Below are 19087 nucleotides of genomic sequence, written 5' to 3'. Positions count from 1 at the left end.
CAATGGCATTAAAATTAAAATCACCAAGATGGTGGATCTATCATATACTTGTCGGCGGCTTTGCGATTTTAATGCTCTACCCTGTTATTTGGCTCCTAATGAGTTCATTTAAACCGAGTGATACGATTTTTGTCACGGCAAAATCGCTGATACCAGATCCATGGATTTGGACCAACTTTACAGATGGCTGGAAAGGGATTGGCGGTAATTCATTTGGTGTTTTCATTAAAAATACAGCCATTCTCGTTGTTATTACTTTAATTGGACAGGTAATCTCATCAGCCGTTATTGCTTTTGGGTTCGCGCGTCTAGAGTTTAAAGGAAAAGCCTTTTGGTTTGGGATTATGATGGTTACCTTAATGCTTCCGCATGATGTAGTAATGGTGCCGCAATATATCATTTTCTCAAAGCTTGATTGGTTGAACTCGATTAAACCACTGGCGATTCCAGCGTATTTCGGACATCCGTTCTTCATCTTCCTATTAGTCCAATTTATTCGGACCATTCCACGGGAACTCGATGAAGCGGCGATTATTGATGGCTGTGGAACCTTTAAGATTTTCACAAAGATTATTTTGCCATTAATAAGACCAGCATTAGCTACCGCTGCTATTTTCTCTTTCTATTGGACTTGGGAGTCATTACTAGGACCGGTTCTTTATTTAAATAGTCCAACAAAGTACACGGTTTCAATGGCTTTAAATATGTTCTTGAGTAATGAGACAGTATCGAACTGGGGCGCAATGTTTGCGATGTCAGTTGTTACACTGATTCCTGTATTCGTGATCTTCTTCCTCTTCCAACGCCATGTGGTTGAAGGAATCAGTACGAGCGGGTTAAAGGGGTAACATGGTAAGAAAAATCCTATACTTAAAACTTTGCCACTTCGTACTCTAATTGGAAGTGGCAAAGAAACAATAATTAATAACTTAGGGTATAACGGTTTAAGGAGGATTACAAATGGACACTTCAGGATTTTTGGGCAGTTTTAATAAATTCCTTGACTGGATATCAAGACTAGCGTACTTAAATTTATTATGGATTTCATTTTCGCTCCTAGGTCTTATCATCTTTGGATTTTTTCCTGCAACGGTGGCCATGTTCGCAGTTGCTCGTAAATGGATGCTAGGTAACGATGAAATGTCTATTTTTAAGACTTTTTGGACTGCATATAAACGAGAATTTTTAAAGAGTAATATCCTCGGAGTGATTATTGTTTCCATTGGCTTAATCTTATACATTGATTTTCAGTTCGTCCAACATGCTGCGAATAGCTTCTTTTCATTTCTTTATGTCCCATTTTTTATCATCACGCTCATTTTTATATCAATGCTGTTTTATATCATTCCGATTTTTGTCCATTATGATATGAAGCTAAGTCAGGTAATTAAAAACTCGTTTTTTGTGATGATTATGAACCCGCTATCTACCTTTTATATGCTGATTGGCAGCTTTGGCATACTTTTTGTATTATCCTATGCGCCGCCGATTTGTCTATTGTATAGCGGCAACCTATTAGCACTATTTATTATGAAACCGGCAACCAATGCCTTTGAAAAAATCAATCAAAAATCACAGCTGTTAATTCAAGAACAGTAAATAATCATCAAGTTGTTTTTGACTTCTGCAAGTATTTTTCTGCCGCTACGTTTACAACTTCATATTAATTTACCCATGTAAATATGAAAAAATCCGTTTGGTTTCATTACCATACGGTTTTTTTTATGTAAAAAAACACGATTATTTCCATCAATATTTATTGAAAAATAATCAACAATAAGAAGGCAAAAAAATAATTTTTGCAAGGGGGTAATTAGGTTGATAAAAAAGCCATTAGGCTTACTACTATCTGGGGTTTTAACATTCGGTCTTGCTGCGTGTAATAACAATAATGATGCAGCAGACGAAGTGCGTACAAGCAGGGCAGATCGAGACAATACGTTTTTAACGGTTGGGAACAACAGAGATGACGGTATTGACCATAATGGTCCACTTACTGAGGATTACACCAATCGTGATAATAATGATCCGGATTGGGATCGTAACACCAATTATCGGAACAACAATGACCGTTATATTACCAATGTAAATAACGATCGTACGAACAATCGAAACAACGGTACAAGAAATGTAAATAATAATCGCACCAACAATCGAAACAACAATACAACAACAAATGTGAATAACGATCGTACGACTGATCGAGGCATTAACACCAATAATGTCCATTACAATCCTTTAAGTCGTAATAACGACCGTGATTTCATTAATGTAAGGAACAATAAAAACAACAATAACAACAATAACAACAATAACAACAATATGAACGATGCTTTAAATATCTCTGCTGATCGAACAACTTTGGATAGTAAAAGTTACCCTCATACAAAAGCGATATTAATTCAACACGCTCAGTATAGGTATATTCCGTTCGGATCAGTCCAATGGTACCAATTTGGCGGCCAACAAGGAAGGACTCCTGGCCAGCAGCAAGGACCGACAGCACAAGCACCAAACCAACAACAAGGACCAGCTGCACCAACGCCAGCACCAGCAGCGCCAGCACCAGCTCCTGCAGCACCGGCACCGAAACCAGCTCCTGCAGCACCGGCACCGAAACCAGCTGCACCAGCACCGGCACCAGCTGCACCGGCACCGAAACCAGCTGCACCGGCACCGAAACCAGCTGCACCGGCACCGAAACCAGCTGCACCTGCTCCAGCAACTGGTGACGTCAGTGCATACGTTCAACAGGTAATAGATTTAACCAATGCTCAACGCAGTAAAAACGGTCTGCCGGCTTTAAAACACGATACAAAATTAAGTGGAGTGGCACAAAAGAAATCAGTAGACATGGCTCAAAACAATTATTTTTCACATACAAGCCCAACATATGGTTCACCATTTGACATGATGAGGGACTTTGGCGTGACGTATAGATCTGCTGGCGAAAATATCGCCCAGGGACAACGTACACCTCAAGAAGTCGTAAATGCCTGGATGAACAGCGAAGGGCATAGAAAGAACATCTTAAGTGCTAACTTTACCCATATTGGTGTAGGGTACGAAAAGTCTGGTAACCACTGGACACAAATGTTTATTGGCAAATAATAAAAACAATTGAAAGGAATCCGTCTCGGATTCCTTTCTTCTATGTAATCAGACAACTTAGCAGCTATACTCATCATTATTTGGAATTCGGCTTGGAGAATGAGAAGGGTGCAAAACGCGGATTATAATAGAGGGTTGAATTTCAATCCCATGTGTCACAAGACAGTCCTAAAACTGGGGGGAATTACGCATGTATACAAGCCAACATTCAATTACTCATATTCAACAATGCCGTCAGCTAGCACAACAGTTAATTCAACAAACTCAAATGGCAAATCAGCAATATCAACAAATGCTTCAAAATGAGAAGCAAAATGCTCAGGTGCTAGAGCAAATGATTCAAAAAGAGCGGATGGCAGTTCAAACCATTCAACAAAGCCTCCAAGGACATGAAATGGCTATTCAGAGATGTCAAGAAGTCATTGCTCAATGTAATCAGCTGGAACGGGAACTTTCAGGTCAGACAGGTTCAGTTGGATTTCAACATCAAACGTTTGTAAATCCGGCCTTCCAATCACAGCCGATGCAAAGCTTCCAGAATCAGATATTTCGTCAATAGCTTATAAAAGAAGCACGCTCAGGCGTGCTTCTTTTATAAGAGCCTCAATGAGGAATAAGCCTCACTCGATGCCCTTACTTGTTTCTACCTTTGCTTTCGCCCTTGTTCCCTTGGCCATAACGCATATGGCCAGAATCACCTTCACCTTTTTCATTAGACTTTTTTCCGCCTAAACTCGCATTGGGATAGCTTTTTGTATTCTCATCCATTATTTTTCACCTCCAAAACCTTATTCTCTTCAATTTTTTTAGAATTATGTTGTCAGGAGGATTGGAATGGAGCTATTTGAAAAAGCAAAGGAAAATGAAAAGGACCATTAGACATTTGTGCCGTTTGGTCCTTTGGATTTGATGATTGTAACGATATCACTTTGTGCTTTCGCGGAAGGAAGCAGTAGAATTTCTAATCACTAATTCTGGCTCATATACAATGGATGGGGGATGCCCTTTTTTCTCAACTGCAGAAATAATCCATTTAGCGGCTTCGATACCCATATCCATTTTTGGATGGGTTATAGATGTTAGTTTTACTTCTGTGGCCACTGCCAAAGATGAATCATCAAAGCCCACGATTGATATATCCTCAGGTACCCTTAAGCCAAGACGTCTTAGCATATTTAATACATTTATAGCGAGCTGGTCGTTATAACAAACTATTGCAGTAGGCCTAGAATCTGTTTTAAAGAATTTCTCTAATCGCTCCAATAAGTTGATATTCTGATCTTCTGTTGTAAAAGTAATGACCATCTCCGGGAACAAAGGCAGGCTATGTTCTCTAAAAGCGTGAATAAAGCCTTGCATACGGTTTACCCCTTGGAGGTCATCGTTTTTAAATAGACCTAAAATTTTTTCGTGACTCAGCTTTATTAAATGTTCAGCAGCGATAAAACCTCCATGTTCATCATTCATGATAATGTGCGGGGGCATAAGCTGTGAATAGTATTGGTTAATCATTAAATAAGGAATGTTGTTTTGCTCCAATTCCAGATAGTATTTTATATTTGGGTTGTAATGGCTGCTTTTTGTAGGTTCTACGATAAGTCCATCAATATTTCTTTTTAACATTGTCTGTAGACATTGTTTTTCCTTTTCCAGATCGTTATCCGTGCAAGCAAGGGTCAATGAATATCCCTGGGCAGTTAAATGGGATTCAATTCCTTTTATAATGGATGGGAATATATAATCAGATATATAAGTGGTTATAACTCCAATATTTTTCACGGTGTTGTTGGATTTATCATTTAGTGATGGAGTCTGCTCCCTTGTTTGATCTGGTTTGTAGGAGCAAAAGGTTCCCGCTCCTTGTTCTCTGTAAAGTAAACCTTCGTGAACCAAATCTCCAACAGCTTGACGAATAGTATGTCTGCTGACTCCGAACATTTTAACTAGCTCATTTTCAGAATAAATTTTTTCACCAGGTTTCACCTTTCCGCTTGTAATCCATTCTGTGATTTGTTCCTTTACGATATTGTATTTCGTTTTTGCTGACACTGTCTCACCACCTTCAATTTTTAAGCAAAGTTTATAACTCATACGTATGACATTATTAATAATCCTATCCTACCAAATAATTCTCAAGTTGACTATGAGATAAGAATTGTTCAAAAGTGTATGAGCCAATTTCAGAAAATGTTCAACGCTATAATGAAAATGTCAATTAATAAAGTGGTGTATCCTCATAAAGTTCCCGAAACAATAAACTTACTGCCAGCGGTTTTCCTTTAAGTATTTATCATAAATCTTAATTTGGGTTTTGCTATTTTGCAGAGGCTTTTATTTTTTATAATCTACCAATGTAAGGGATAGTATTTTTTCAATTTTACAAAAAAAAGTTGACTGCACAAGAATAAAACGCTATCATTAAAATATCCTCTAGGGAACAACTTGAAGATTATCAAATAATATTCTCCTTTCTTACATAACACACCTCAGTACAACATCAAATCCTAGTTTTGTAGAAACCTAGCTTCACAATAAATTCTTTAAATCCCATTATATTTATCGTATTTTTTTACCGCAACTTGTACGTACCATGATTTCATATTTTTCCTATGTACGTACAGAAAATTCTGATTTTTTTTGTAATCCGTGTACATACACAAAGAATATGAAAAAATGTGTGCGTACACGAGGTAGATGAGAATAATACTGTGTACGTACAAATGAAAATGTCGTTTTATTAAGAATTTCGTGTGCGTACACAAAGTGTAATCTTGTTTATTTATATTTTCGTGTGCGTACACAATTCATTAACTTTATTTAAAATTAGATCATGTACATACGAATTTTTGTTTTTTATGCGGGAATAAAATGTATGCGGTTACACCTGGGTAAATCCTTTACGCATGATTCCTCCGGGTTGAGGAAAAGAGGGTCTTAACAATGGAAGTAGTAGTTTTATGCAAAGCCATAGGTATTGCATATGAACTATTTCAATAAAAATCTATTCATAATGGGGGAAATCAGATGAAAAAGGTACTAAATGGTTTTCTTGCACTCTCTTTATCTGCTACAGTATTGGCAGCGTGTTCAAATGAAAAAGTAGACAAAGAAGAAGCTGCTACTACGAAAGATGGGAAGGCGCAAATAACAGCCCTAATTACAAAACATCCATTAACACAAGATCTTAAGAATATGGAATGGCTGAAAAAGGTAGAAGAAGAAGCAGGGGTTAAAATCAAGTGGGAAGAGGTAACAGCAGACTGGGATCAAAAGAAGGGTGCCATGCTAGCCAGCGGCGATGTTCCTGACTTAATTATTGGACCTAATGCTATTACAGACGCTGATTTTGTACAATACCAAGGCTTATTTGAAGATTTATCTGATGACATGGATAAGCTTCCAAATGTACAAGCGATGTTTGATGCAAAACCTGAAACAGAAGGAATTGCGACACAATTAGATGGAAACATTTATGGGCTGCCTAAATACCAAAGATTTTGGCCTGGAACTGCAACCAGACAATTCATCAATCATCAATGGTTGGAAAATCTTGGGTTAAAAGTTCCGACAAACTGGGACGAATTATACACAGTTTTGAAAGCGTTTAAGGATGAGGACGCTAACGGAAACGGCGACAAAAATGATGAAATTCCAATGGATTTTGCTCCAGTTGGAACAGGAGGATTTGGTTTCTTCCACCCGACTGTTCTTTTGGGAAGCATGGGTATTACTGTAGCAGAAGGCAGTGGACAGGGGTATTTTGTTGAAGACGGAGAAGTGAAAAATTTCCTTACGGATGACCGTTATAAAGAATTCATTGTCTTCTTGAATAAACTCTATAAAGAAGGATTAATCAGTAAAGAAGTATTTACTCAGGATTACACTAAATTCCAATCCGTATCTCGTGGTACTGGCGATGTTGCAAAAGTTGGTTATACGTATGGATGGGAATTAACAGACAGATTCGGAAACACGCTAGCTCCACAATATACACCAATGGCTCCATTAAAGAAATCAGCTGACTCAACTGAAAAGTTATCTTGGGCATATGATTATAACACGTTGAACTATGGTGCCAATATGATAACACTTTCATCCCAATCCAAAAATAAAGATGCAGCGTTAAAATTCATCAATGCAATCTATGATCCGGAAGTAAGTTTGCAAGTGTTATTTGGTTCATTAGACACCAATATTGCTAAAAATGGTGACGGCAGCTACAAAATATTACCGCCTGCAGATAAGCAAATGGACCCGGGTACATGGAAATGGACTTCTACATGGGCTGATAACGGACCAATGTATATTGCTGATGACTTAAAGATTGAGCTTGGTACGGATATGCAATCAGTAGGACAGCAAACTGAACCGCTAAATGCTGTTTTAGATGCTGTAGATGAGGAAAAAGATCTTTACCCTGGTATATTTATTAAATACAGCAAAGAGGACAATTCAAAATTATCCTTAAATAATACAAATCTTATGAGTTTGGCAATGCCGAAATTTTCGCAGTGGATAACAAAAGGCGGTATTGAGAAAGAATGGGATGCCTATGTGAAAAATGCAGAGAAAACCGGCTTACCTGAAAACATTAAGATTATGCAAAAGTATTATGATGAATACATGAGCAAGAATTAATAGAATACTAATTTGGAAGATGCTATACCGTCTTTAGGCGGTATAGCATCTTCGTAAAAAAGGAGGTATATATTTGTGGCAGTAAATAACCCTCTAGCTAAAAAAGTGAATACGAGTATTTCTAACGCGCCAATAGTGAAAAAACCAACAATAGTAAACACTTTTATTCGTGATTATCAATTGTGGATCATGATTTTGCCTGCGATTCTAGTTATCATTATCTTTAATTACATACCTATGTATGGGGTTCAATTAGCTTTCCGAGAGTATGATTTTACTAAGGGAATTACTGGTGGCGAATGGGTAGGATTACACTACTTTAAAGAATTCATCAACAATTATATGTTTGCAGATTTAATGAAAAATACGGTGGTTATTAGTTTAGCGACGATTATATTAGGATTTCCGGCACCGATTATTTTAGCGTTAATAATTAATCAGGTGGTATGGAAAAAATGGAAGAAAACGATCCAAACAACAGTATATCTGCCGCATTTTATCTCAATGGTTGTAATGGTAGGGTTGTTAAATGTCTTATTATCACCGGAAACAGGAATTGTTGGACATATTATGAAGAGCATAGGTTTAGGAGATATAAACCTATTAGCTTCAGAGAATACATTCGTACCTGTATATGTTCTTTCTGATATTTGGCAGCATGCCGGATGGAATAGCATCATTTATTTAGCAGCACTTGCGAGTGTAGACCCACAATTATATGATTCTGCCAAAATTGATGGGGCAAATAGATGGCAAATTATCAAAAATGTAGATTTACCAGCGATTGTACCAACGATGATTATTCTATTTATCTTAAGTATGGGGAATATCTTAAATACAGGCTTCGAAAAAATATTCTTAATGCAAAACCCATTGAATCTTCCAGTTTCTGAGGTGATTGCAACCTATGTATATAAAATAGGTATCATCTCGAACCAGTTTAGTTATTCAGCAGCCATTGGCTTATTTAACACAATGATTAATTTCGTATTCTTAATCGCTATGAATTTCATCGCAAAGAAAACTTCAAATATTAGTTTATGGTAATTAGACAACTCCAAACATCATCGTTGGTTTGGATGACACTCTGCCATGCTAGGAGGGAAGGTCATGGACCTTTTTAATAAAAAAGGTAAAACTACTTCTGATATGATTTTCGATATTTTGATCTTTGTATTTTCTGTCTTCGTCTTTTTAATTGTTGCCTATCCTTTGTACTTTGTCGTTATCGCATCTGTAAGTGACTCAACACTCGTTTCAACAGGTCAAGTGACTTTATATCCAAAAGGATTCAGTCTATTTGGATACACAGAGATTTTTAAAGATACAAGGATTTGGGTGGGGTACAAAAATACGATTATTTACACTGTTTTGGGTACTGCTCTTAACTTATTGTTAACATTACCAGCAGCCTATGTATTATCACGACATGAATTTAAAGCACGAAGGATCTTAATGTTTGTTTTCGTTGTTACCATGTTTTTCAATGGTGGATTAATTCCTACGTATCTATTAATGAAAGAATTAAACTTAACAAACAATATGTGGGTATTTATTATTCCATTCTCAGTAAATGTATTTAACTTAATTATTGTTCGAACGTTTTTTGAAAGTTCCATCCCGAAGGAATTGTTTGAAGCTGCCCAAATGGATGGCTGTTCACATTTTCAATTTTTTGGAAAAGTGGTATTGCCATTATCAAAGGCCGTTATTTCAGTCGTGGGTCTATACTACTTAGTCGGTCACTGGAATGATTTCTTCACAGGTTTAATTTATATTCGAGACTATAGCTTGCAGCCGCTGCAAATTGTATTAAGGGATATACTTCTTTCTAACCAAGTGTTTGCTGAGGGAGCAGGATCCGGTGGGGCTGCAGGCGGATATGCACAAAGATATGCAGACCAAATTAAATACGGTGTTATCATCGTTTCAACTTTGCCAATATTAATTGTTTATCCATTTATTCAAAAGTATTTTGAAAAAGGTGTAATGATTGGATCAGTAAAAGGTTGATTGTTATTCTGGCACGTGGTGCAGAATTAAATAAGGAATAGCTAATGAAGATTAAAGTTGATACTCAATTAAATAGCTATCGATCTAATTCGATAGCTATTTAAACTTATTTACTACTATTAATCCCTACTATACATATAGATTAATTTTTAATAGAAGGAGTGTTCCGAGAATGACAAACGTAAGACTGATAGATGGAATATTTAAAGAATCACAAGATAAGGGAAAGGAATTTTTAATCACACTGGATGTTGACAGGCTGATTGCACCATGCTTTGAAGCTGTATCACAATCACCCAAAAAGCCTCGTTACGGAGGCTGGGAATCTACAGGAATCGCTGGACATTCCATCGGACATTGGCTTTCAGCTGCAGCGACGATGTATGCTGTCGCAGAAGATACAGTACTGCTTCAGAAACTTGAATATGCAGTGGATGAACTTGCCCATGTCCAAAGCTTAGATTCTGATGGGTATGTCAGTGGTTTCCCAAGAACATGCTTTGATAAAGTATTTACAGGAGATTTTGAGGTAGAGAACTTTGGTCTTGCCGGCGGCTGGGTACCTTGGTATAGTATCCACAAAATTTATGCAGGGCTTATTGATGTTTATACGTTAACAGGCAATAAAAAAGCTCTTGAGGTTGTAACGAAACTTGCTGATTGGGCAAAAAAGGGAACAGACAACCTTACGGATGAGCAGTTCCAAAGGATGTTAATTTGTGAGCATGGAGGTATGAATGAAGCGCTTGCCGATTTATACACCATTACAGATAATCAGGATTACTTGGAGCTTGCGATTCGTTTTTGTCATAACTCAATCCTCGATCCTCTTGCAAAAGGAATGGATGAGCTCGAAGGAAAGCATGCCAATACTCAAATACCAAAGGTTATTGGGGCTGCTAAACTATTTGAAATCACGGGAAATGAAGATTATAAAAATATGGCCGTTTTCTTCTGGAATGAAGTGACAAAAAACCGTACCTATATAATTGGCGGTAATAGTATCGGAGAACATTTCGGACCAATTAATAAAGAAACACTAGGAATTACCACGAATGAAACGTGCAATACATACAACATGCTGAAGCTTACTGAGTTCTTATACAAATGGTCTCACCAAGCTCAATATTTTGATTATTATGAACGAGCTCTTTATAATCATATTCTTGCATCACAGGATCCGGATTCTGGAATGAAAACTTATTTTGTTTCAACACAGCCAGGACATTTTAAAGTATATTGTTCACATGACGATTCTTTCTGGTGCTGTACCGGAACAGGAATGGAAAATCCAGCAAGGTACACAAGGAATATTTATTATCGGGAAAATGACCAATTATATGTCAATCTATATATTGCTTCGGAATTAGTGATGGAAGATAAGAAAGTGAAAATCAAACAAATTACCGACTTCCCAAGATCCAGTAAGGTAAAAATTTTAGTCGAAGAGTCAGAAGCAGAATTTCTAAAGGTTCATATCCGTATACCAAATTGGGTATCAGGACAGGTAAAGGCAGTTATCAATGGGAAAGAAACATATGCAGCCTCTGAAGAAGGTTATCTAACCATAGCTAGAAACTGGAATTCAGGAGACACAATCGAATTTGAACTACCGATGTCCCTTCATTCCTATACAGCAAAAGATAATCCAACTAAAGTAGGGATTATGTATGGACCAGTTGTTTTAGCAGGTGCTTTAGGGCGACAAAACTTCCCGGAAAGCGATATTTTAGATGATCATCTAAAATTGAATAATCATCCCTTAATTGATGTTCCTACGCTAGTCGCCGATAAAAACAATCTGGAACAATGGATTAAACCTGTAGAAGGTTCGCCATTGACTTTCGAGACAATAGAAGTAGGACAGCCTGGAAATGTAAAGGTATCCCTGATTCCATTTTATGAGCTGCATCATCAGCGGTACACACTTTACTGGAATTTAATGGAACAAAAGGAATATGAGACATTCGTGGATCAAGAAAAAGAAGATTTCGAAAAAATGAGAGCGGTAACAGTAGATGTTGTTCAACCGGGAGAACAACAGCCAGAAATCGAGCATGGTATAAAATCCAAAAATTCAACTACTGGATACTTTAATGTGGTTCAGAAGCCGTGGCGTGATAGTCGTGGCGAAGGATATTTTAGTTACGATATGGCAGTGGAACCTGATAAACAAATGTATCTATTAGTTACATATTATGGTCGTGATAATACCCTTTACCTTGATGGAAATAAGTGGGAACGTGATTTTGAAATTCTCATTGATAGTAATGTCATCGCACATCAACAGCTGAATGGTAAATTATCAGATTCTCTAATTGATGTATGTTATGAAATTCCGACATCACTGACGAATAAAAAGGAAAAAGTGGAAGTTAAATTTTCTTCTACGGAAGGAAAGGCAGCCGGGGGAGTTTATGGAGTGAGAATCATCAATTCTCCCATTGTGTAAGGGGGGCTTGGAAAAGTTATGGGAGTTACCATAAAAGATATTGCTGATTATTGTGGGGTATCAGCCGGCACAGTAGACAGGGCATTAAATAATCGACCAGGAATTAAGGAAAAAACCAAGAAGGTAGTTTTAGAAGCAGCAACAAAGTTAAATTATCGTCCTGATTTTACGGCCAGGAGCTTGGCAAAAGGGAAGACGATGACACTAGGGATTGTATTATTTGATTTAAATAATCGATCTTTTGCACAATTATTAAATGCAGTTGAATTAAAGGCAAGAGAAAATGGCTACTTTATCTATGTTGCTCTAACTGATAAAAATCCAGAAAATGAAAAACAGTGTATTGAATATTTAGCAAGTCATAAGGTAGATGGGATTATTCTTTTTACTGTCAATCATGGGGAAGCTTTCGAAGAGTATTTACGGGGCTTCTCCATCCCGATTATTACGATTTTTAATTATATCTCTGATAACTGGGAATATGTTGGAATTCAAGAAAGAGCAGCAATGAGAGATGCAGTTTGTCACATAATAAATAAGGGGTATAAGAAATTTATTTATATTTGTCCTCCATTAAAGTATTTAGGAAAAGTAAATATTTATACACAAGAAGAAAGGTTACAAGGCTTCCTAGAAGGTTTGTCATTGGAAGGGATCGAAGACGAACCTTTAATCATTAAGGATAGTCAGTACTTAAATGAGTTAGATAAAATAACCTTTTCTCAAGAAACTAAATCAGCTATCGTCTGTTCTTGTGATTTGTATGCACTAGAAGTAATGAACTTTCTGAAGGAAAAGGGAATCAAAATCCCCGACGATGTTGGGCTCATGGGCTTTGATAATATTGATGTTCTAAAGTATGTGACACCAAAATTAACCACTGTGGAATATCCGGTAGAAACAATTGGGACAATGGCTGTTGAAAGTTTAATTATGAAAATAGAAAAAGGAAACTTTTCAACAAAATCATGCAGATCTCTTGATTATAAAATTATCGAAGGGGAATCAATTTAATTTTAGTAACGGGGTTATCTTTAGTTAATCACACAGCTATTTGCAGCAGCTTAGTTTTCAGACTTGAGTATCTGTAGATAATAATTACCATTATTCTGAAACTATGTGGAGCGTGTATAAAACTTTTCAGAAATGGGTGGTTTAGATGAATTTTTTAGATAGTAGATTTTATGCAATAGTTGATAGATTTTCTAATCTCTTAATACTAAATATTTTTTGGATTGTTTCATGCATACCTATTGTAACGATCGCCCCTGCTACATCTGCTATGTATAGCGTTGTAAGGCAGTGGGGATTGCATCAGGATACCAGTGTGATAAGAAACTATTTCAGATATTTTAAGGAAAATTTTAAAACTAGTTTTATAGTGGGTATCATCTGGACGGTGTTAGCGATACTACTATATTTTAATTACTTTTATCTAAACCAGGATGGAACTGCAATTAGATATATTATAATGATTCCTTTGTTTTTAACTAGTTTATTATTTTTAACCGTTTCTACCTTTCTATTTCCTGTGATTGCTCATTATAATATCGATTGGAAGGAAGTCCTTAAAAATTCCTTTATGGCAACCATAGCCAATTTTCAAACTGCGGTGTTAATACTTATGATCCTGGCGGTTTTCGGATTTGTTTTATATTACTTTCCTGCTGCTTTTTTAATTATTTTTAGTTGTGCCGCATATATTAACTTCTTGTTATGTAACCGGGGTTTTCAAAGAATGGAAGTAGTAAGTGGCCGAGTATCAGGAAAATGAATAATCAGTTTTAAAGAGGTGGATGTTTACACTACAACAAGACAATATTTGATGCATCTATTCTCACGGACGTAAGATTGGCAAAAAAGGATTGTATCTATATGGAGGGAGGGGAATAGTACCATGTTCAAAATCGACGGAAATCGCCTTATTAGGGAGTTTGATTCGGAGAAACTATGGATTGAACCTTGGGGAGAGGATGCCCTGCGCGTCCGTGCATCATACAGCACAATAGAAGATAATAATTGGGCATTATTGCCTGTGCGGGAAATAAAAGCAGAAATTACCGTAAACGAGAGAGCTGCGATTATTGTTAATGGAAAAATAAGAGCGGAAATTAAGCGAAATGGTCAAGTGACTATTTATAATCAGAAAGGTGAAGTTTTATTAAGAGAAACAGAGAACACCTATCAACTTAAGTACGGCGGTAGAGAGTTAATCCCTTATCCAGGAAGTAGTGACTATCGCCTGACACTGCGTCTAGAGTCTGATCCAAAGGAAAAACTTTTTGGGATGGGTCAGTACCAGCAGTCTTTCCTTAACCTGAAGGGATGTATGTTGGAACTAACTCACCGAAATAGCCAGTCAAGTGTTCCTTTCGTTATGTCTAGCTTAGGATATGGATTTCTCTGGCATAATCCTGCAGTTGGACGAGTGAACTTTAATCTTAATGTAACTGAATGGACAGCACCTTCCACCAAGCAACTAGATTACTGGATCACAGCAGGAGATACTCCTGCAGAGATTGAAGAATCTTATGCGTCTGTCACGGGTACTGTCCCGATGATGCCTGACTATGGTATGGGTTTTTGGCAGTGTAAATTAAGATATCAAACGCAAGAAGAGCTGTTAGAGGTTGCGAGGGAGTACAAAAGGAGAGAGCTTCCGATTTCTGTCATAGTCATAGATTTCTTCCATTGGACAAACCAAGGCGATTGGAGGTTTGATCCGGAGTATTGGCCTGATCCTGAAGGTATGGTTCAAGAATTAAAAGAAATGGGTATCGAACTTATGATATCAGTCTGGCCAACTGTTCAAACTGAGAGTGAAAATTATCAGGAAATGATTGAAAAAGGTTATCTCGTCAGATCGGATAGAGGGGTTCGTACCCAATTTCAGTTCTTGGGGCAAAATGCTATATTCGATGCTACTAACCCTGAAGCAAGGGAATACTTATGGAAAAAAATCAAGAAAAATTATTATGACAAAGGTATTAAAGTGTTCTGGCTAGATGAAGCTGAACCGGAATTTACTGTTTACGATCATGATATTTATCGCTATCACCTTGGCTCCAGTTTACAGGTAGGAAATATATATCCAAGCAAATATAGTCAGACATTCTACGAAGGGATGGCTGTGGAAGGCCAAACCAATATTATTAACCTAGTCCGGGCTGCATGGGCTGGTAGTCAGCGTTATGGTGCTCTAGCTTGGTCTGGTGATATTCATTCTAGTTTTGAGGTATTAGGCATTCAAGTACGTGCTGGTCTAAATATGGCCATCGCAGGAATTCCATGGTGGACAACCGATATAGGAGGCTTTCACGGTGGGGATCCGGATGATCCTTCGTTTCGAGAATGTATGATTCGATGGTTTCAGTATGGTGTATTTTGTCCAGTATTCCGACTCCATGGTGACAGATTGCCTGCTCAAAAGCCAATAGGAACCACTGGTGGAGGCCAATGTCATAGCGGAGCTGCGAATGAGGTATGGAGTTACGGAGAGGTGGCATATGAAATTTTTAAGGAGTTTCTACATTTGCGTGAAAGACTCCGTCCTTATATAACTGGAATTATGAAGGAAGCACATGAGAAAGGCACTCCTCCAATGAGGCCGCTATTTTATGACTTTTCAGAAGACGCCAATGCTTGGGATGTAGAGGATCAATACATGTTTGGTCCCGATATCCTAGTTGCTCCTGTTTTGAATGAAGGGGAGAGAAGCCGCAGTTTATATTTGCCGAAGGGGACAGTATGGAAGGATCCTTATTCTGGACTAATTTTTGAAGGGGGAAAACAGATAACCATAGAGGCCCCATTAGAACGAATTCCGTTGTTCCTAAAGAATGGCGTAGATCTTCCAATTGTTTCTTCGTGAATTATAGGCTGAAGTAGATACGAAAGTACAAAATGAGGAAAATCAGATGATTTAATGGAGTACCTATCAATGTTGTGTCTATGTCGAATCGGAAACGATTTATAATAAGTCCGAAAACTACCCAGGTGTTGTCACAACTGACAATCCTGGGTAGTTTTTCTTTTATTGATCCTTCAGTTGACGAAACCGTTATAAATACTAGATGGGTATTGTGAAAAATTTACAAATAACGTGTCAGAATTTTTAACATAAGTGTTTAAAAAATGTTTAAAAAAGGGTATATTCATTTTATCGATTTAACAATATTGTTTATTTTTAAAATATATAGACAGTTTTGTTAAAAGTGTTATAAAATTATGTAAAGATGTTAAATGATAAACAACAGTGTTTATATTGTAAAGGGGGATGGATGGTTTGGAATTACTGATGAGAAATATGTTTCAATCATTAGGGAAAAATACCTCAGCCAATAAACTTGCAAAGAAATACGGATTGCGTTTTGGTGCTGGACGATTTGTCGCAGGAGAAACGATTAAGACAGCTATTAATGCTGTAAGAAAGTTAAATAGTGAAGGCAAAGTTGTAACCTTGGATCATCTTGGGGAATTTGTTTATACCGAAGAAGAGGCGCTTGAGTCAACGGCAATGTGTATTCAAACTCTGGATGCTATTGCGGAAGCCGGGGTAAAGTCAAATCTTTCTCTAAAAATGACCTCACTAGGACTGGATATTAGCCGGGAATTATGTATGAGAAATATGCGTAAAATTCTTGATCGTGCCAAACTTCATCAAAATTTTGTCAGAATCGATATGGAAGATTACGAGCATTGCCAAATCACATTAGATATTTTCAGAGAGTTACGCCAGGAATATGACAATGTGGGTGTGGTCATTCAAGCATACCTTTATAGAACGGAGCAGGACATTGCTGACTTGAATCTTCAAAAAGCCAATCTGCGTCTCGTAAAAGGAGCTTACAAAGAGTCTCCATCTGTTGCATTTCCAGAGAAAAAAGACGTAGATGATAATTTCAAAAAAATCATTAAGCAGCATCTCCTAAACGGGAATTATACAGCCGTTGCAACCCATGATGAAACGATGATTGAATATACGAAATCAGTTGTTAGTGAGTACCAAATCCCAAAAGAACAATTTGAATTCCAGATGTTATACGGTATTTGTGAGGATATACAAGACAAGCTTGTAAAAGAAGGCTTTAAAGTACGTGTTTATGTTCCATACGGAGTCGACTGGTTTGGCTATTTTATGAGACGGTTAGCCGAAAGACCTGCTAATGTCTGGTTTGTGTTAAAAAATCTACTAAAATAACAATCTTACATATAAGGAGAGAAATCATTATGACAACAGCTACACAAATAGCATCTTTCAAAAATGAACCTTTTACTAATTTTTCGAATGAAGAAAATAAGCAATCCATGAATATGGCACTTGCAAAAGTCAAAAAAGAGTTAGGAAAGAAATACCCATTGGTGATTGGCAGTGAAAAACTATTTACTGAGGACCAAACGATTTCCATTAATCCAGGAAATGTAGATGAAGTAGTGGGTTGTGTTAGTAAGGGAAACAAAGAATTAGCTGAAAAAGCAATGCAGGAAGCTTTGAAAACTTTTGAAACTTGGAAAAAGGTTGCACCTGCTGAGCGTGCAGAGTATTTGTTCAAAGCGGCTGATTTAATGAGGCAGCGAAAGCATGAGTTTTCTTCTTACCTAGTGTATGAATCAGGAAAGAACTGGGCAGAAGCAGATGCAGATACAGCAGAGGCCATTGATTTTCTAGAATTTTATGCAAGAGAAATGATTCGCCTTAGTGAAACAAGTGTTCATCAGCCGCTTACAAAAATTGATGGAGAAGACAATCAAATTTCCTATATACCTCTTGGTGTTGGGATTGTGATTTCTCCGTTTAACTTCCCGTTAGCCATTATGGCAGGGACAACAGTAGCAGCGATTGTTTCAGGGAATACGGTTATTTTGAAGCCAGCCGATGCTACACCTGTCATTGCCGCTAAGTTTGTTGAATTAATGGAAGAGGTTGGCCTTCCTTCAGGAGTACTTAACTTTATCCCTGGAGATGGAATCGATGTTGGCGAATATTTAGTGGAACACCCTAAAACTCGTTTTATTTCTTTTACAGGATCACGTGCGGTGGGATGCCGAATTTATGAAAGAGCGTCAAAAGTACAGCCAGGACAATTGTGGTTAAAGCGTGTTATTGCTGAGATGGGCGGTAAAGACGGTGTAGTTGTCGATGAAACAGCTGACTTGGATGCAGCAGCAGCAGCAATTGTTGCTTCCGCTTTCGGCTTCCAAGGGCAAAAATGTTCTGCCGGCTCTAGAGCCATTATCGTCGAATCTGTTTATGACGAAGTGGTTGAAAAAGTGACAGAGTTAACCAAGAACCTAACGGTTGGCATTCCTGAGGAGAACCATGCCATTGGTCCGGTTATCGATCAAAAGTCAGTGGATAAAATCATGAACTATATTGAAATTGGCAAAACAGAAGGCAGATTGCTGACTGGTGGATCGAGAGCAAATGGGAACGGCTTCTATATTGAACCAACTGTATTTGCTGATGTTGAACCGAAAGCACGCATCATGCAGGAGGAAATCTTCGGCCCAGTTCTTGCCCTTGCTAAAGCAGCTGACTGGAAGGTAGCAATTGAGATTTATAATGATACTGATTATGGATTAACAGGTGCCTACCATTCAAAGGATGCGGAACGAATTGACTATGCGCTTGAAAATATGCATTGCGGAAACCTTTATATTAATAAAAAGTGCACAGGTGCTTTAGTTGGAGCTCATCCATTTGGCGGATTTAATATGTCTGGAACAGATTCAAAAGCTGGCGGGTACGACTATTTGCTGTTGTTTACTCAAGCTAAGCTGAAATCTAGAAAATTATAATAAAAAGCAAGCTAGGAGATCCCCTCAGGGGGATTTCCTAGAGTTAAAGTAAAAAAGTATAAATATTGAAAGCGC

Annotated in this window: 14 protein-coding genes and 1 pseudogene; 13 read left to right on the top strand and 2 right to left on the bottom strand. The window is 37.5% G+C overall.

Translation table 11 applies throughout. The features are described 5' to 3' along the window. Positions 1-2: 2 nt before the first annotated feature. From ACIQAA_RS17745 to ACIQAA_RS17730, 4 genes and pseudogenes are all read left to right on the top strand, one after another. Positions 3-848, top strand: coding sequence for a carbohydrate ABC transporter permease (locus tag ACIQAA_RS17745; RefSeq protein ID WP_402621907.1), 846 nt, complete (start codon positions 3-5; stop codon positions 846-848). 112 nt (positions 849-960) lie between these two features. Continuing rightward, positions 961-1599 carry a YesL family protein gene (locus tag ACIQAA_RS17740; protein WP_402621905.1) on the top strand — a complete coding sequence of 213 codons (639 nt, stop codon included), beginning with the start codon at positions 961-963 and terminating at the stop codon, positions 1597-1599. A gap of 1137 nt (positions 1600-2736) precedes the next feature. Then, a pseudogene (locus ACIQAA_RS17735) lies at positions 2737-3111 on the top strand (CAP domain-containing protein); the annotation flags it as partial. Positions 3112-3301: 190 nt separating this feature from the next. Beyond that, a complete protein-coding gene (locus tag ACIQAA_RS17730) occupies positions 3302-3670 on the top strand; it encodes a hypothetical protein (protein ID WP_402621903.1) in 369 nt (122 codons plus the stop codon). A 74-nt stretch (positions 3671-3744) separates the two neighbouring features. On the opposite strand, the gene ACIQAA_RS17725 is transcribed toward ACIQAA_RS17730, so the two are convergent. Next, the gene (locus ACIQAA_RS17725) at positions 3745-3879 is read right to left on the bottom strand and encodes a hypothetical protein (RefSeq protein ID WP_257029356.1); all 135 of its coding nucleotides are present in this window, start codon (positions 3877-3879) and stop codon (positions 3745-3747) included. Positions 3880-4035: 156 nt separating this feature from the next. Further along, entirely contained in the window at positions 4036-5160 is a 1125-nt protein-coding gene (locus ACIQAA_RS17720; RefSeq protein WP_402621901.1) for a GntR family transcriptional regulator, read from the bottom strand. A 975-nt stretch (positions 5161-6135) separates the two neighbouring features. Between ACIQAA_RS17720 and ACIQAA_RS17715 the strand changes: the two genes are divergently transcribed. The 9 genes from ACIQAA_RS17715 (at position 6136) to pruA (ending at position 19012) form a co-directional block, all read left to right on the top strand. Next, positions 6136-7749 (top strand): type 2 periplasmic-binding domain-containing protein, encoded by a 1614-nt coding sequence (locus ACIQAA_RS17715; protein ID WP_402621899.1) that lies wholly within the window; start codon positions 6136-6138, stop codon positions 7747-7749. 189 nt (positions 7750-7938) lie between these two features. Next, positions 7939-8796 carry an ABC transporter permease gene (locus ACIQAA_RS17710; protein WP_402621999.1) on the top strand — a complete coding sequence of 286 codons (858 nt, stop codon included), beginning with the start codon at positions 7939-7941 and terminating at the stop codon, positions 8794-8796. 102 nt (positions 8797-8898) lie between these two features. Continuing rightward, on the top strand, positions 8899-9762 hold the full coding sequence (locus ACIQAA_RS17705) for a carbohydrate ABC transporter permease (RefSeq protein ID WP_402621997.1): 864 nt from the start codon (positions 8899-8901) through the stop codon (positions 9760-9762). Positions 9763-9934: 172 nt separating this feature from the next. After that, positions 9935-12214, top strand: a complete 2280-nt coding sequence (locus tag ACIQAA_RS17700) for a beta-L-arabinofuranosidase domain-containing protein (protein ID WP_402621897.1) — start codon at positions 9935-9937, stop codon at positions 12212-12214. 18 nt (positions 12215-12232) lie between these two features. Next, entirely contained in the window at positions 12233-13228 is a 996-nt protein-coding gene (locus ACIQAA_RS17695; RefSeq protein WP_402621895.1) for a LacI family DNA-binding transcriptional regulator, read from the top strand. Positions 13229-13373: 145 nt separating this feature from the next. Continuing rightward, positions 13374-13988, top strand: a complete 615-nt coding sequence (locus ACIQAA_RS17690) for a YesL family protein (protein ID WP_402621893.1) — start codon at positions 13374-13376, stop codon at positions 13986-13988. Positions 13989-14111: 123 nt separating this feature from the next. Further along, positions 14112-16085 carry a glycoside hydrolase family 31 protein gene (locus ACIQAA_RS17685; RefSeq protein ID WP_402621891.1) on the top strand — a complete coding sequence of 658 codons (1974 nt, stop codon included), beginning with the start codon at positions 14112-14114 and terminating at the stop codon, positions 16083-16085. A gap of 414 nt (positions 16086-16499) precedes the next feature. Then, entirely contained in the window at positions 16500-17414 is a 915-nt protein-coding gene (locus ACIQAA_RS17680) for a proline dehydrogenase family protein (protein WP_402621889.1), read from the top strand. A gap of 29 nt (positions 17415-17443) precedes the next feature. Next, a complete protein-coding gene (gene pruA, locus ACIQAA_RS17675) occupies positions 17444-19012 on the top strand; it encodes an L-glutamate gamma-semialdehyde dehydrogenase (protein ID WP_402621887.1) in 1569 nt (522 codons plus the stop codon). The last annotated feature ends 75 nt before the right edge of the window (positions 19013-19087 follow it).

The sequence above is a fragment of the Neobacillus sp. NPDC093182 genome (genome assembly GCF_044754045.1).
Note: the sequence above shows the minus strand (reverse complement) of the source record. Positions and strands in the feature narration are given on the sequence as shown.

Excerpts from the sequence above, each read along its gene's own strand:
- ACIQAA_RS17715 (WP_402621899.1), top strand. The coding sequence starts at position 6,136 with ATGAAAAAGGTACTAAATGGTTTTCTTGCACTCTCTTTATCTGCTACA.
- ACIQAA_RS17695 (WP_402621895.1), top strand. The coding sequence starts at position 12,233 with ATGGGAGTTACCATAAAAGATATTGCTGATTATTGTGGGGTATCAGCC.
- ACIQAA_RS17740 (WP_402621905.1), top strand. The coding sequence starts at position 961 with ATGGACACTTCAGGATTTTTGGGCAGTTTTAATAAATTCCTTGACTGG.
- pruA (WP_402621887.1), top strand. The coding sequence starts at position 17,444 with ATGACAACAGCTACACAAATAGCATCTTTCAAAAATGAACCTTTTACT.
- ACIQAA_RS17685 (WP_402621891.1), top strand. The coding sequence starts at position 14,112 with ATGTTCAAAATCGACGGAAATCGCCTTATTAGGGAGTTTGATTCGGAG.
- ACIQAA_RS17745 (WP_402621907.1), top strand. The coding sequence starts at position 3 with ATGGCATTAAAATTAAAATCACCAAGATGGTGGATCTATCATATACTT.
- ACIQAA_RS17725 (WP_257029356.1), bottom strand. The coding sequence starts at position 3,879 with ATGGATGAGAATACAAAAAGCTATCCCAATGCGAGTTTAGGCGGAAAA.
- ACIQAA_RS17730 (WP_402621903.1), top strand. The coding sequence starts at position 3,302 with ATGTATACAAGCCAACATTCAATTACTCATATTCAACAATGCCGTCAG.
- ACIQAA_RS17690 (WP_402621893.1), top strand. The coding sequence starts at position 13,374 with ATGAATTTTTTAGATAGTAGATTTTATGCAATAGTTGATAGATTTTCT.
- ACIQAA_RS17710 (WP_402621999.1), top strand. The coding sequence starts at position 7,939 with ATGATTTTGCCTGCGATTCTAGTTATCATTATCTTTAATTACATACCT.
- ACIQAA_RS17700 (WP_402621897.1), top strand. The coding sequence starts at position 9,935 with ATGACAAACGTAAGACTGATAGATGGAATATTTAAAGAATCACAAGAT.
- ACIQAA_RS17705 (WP_402621997.1), top strand. The coding sequence starts at position 8,899 with ATGATTTTCGATATTTTGATCTTTGTATTTTCTGTCTTCGTCTTTTTA.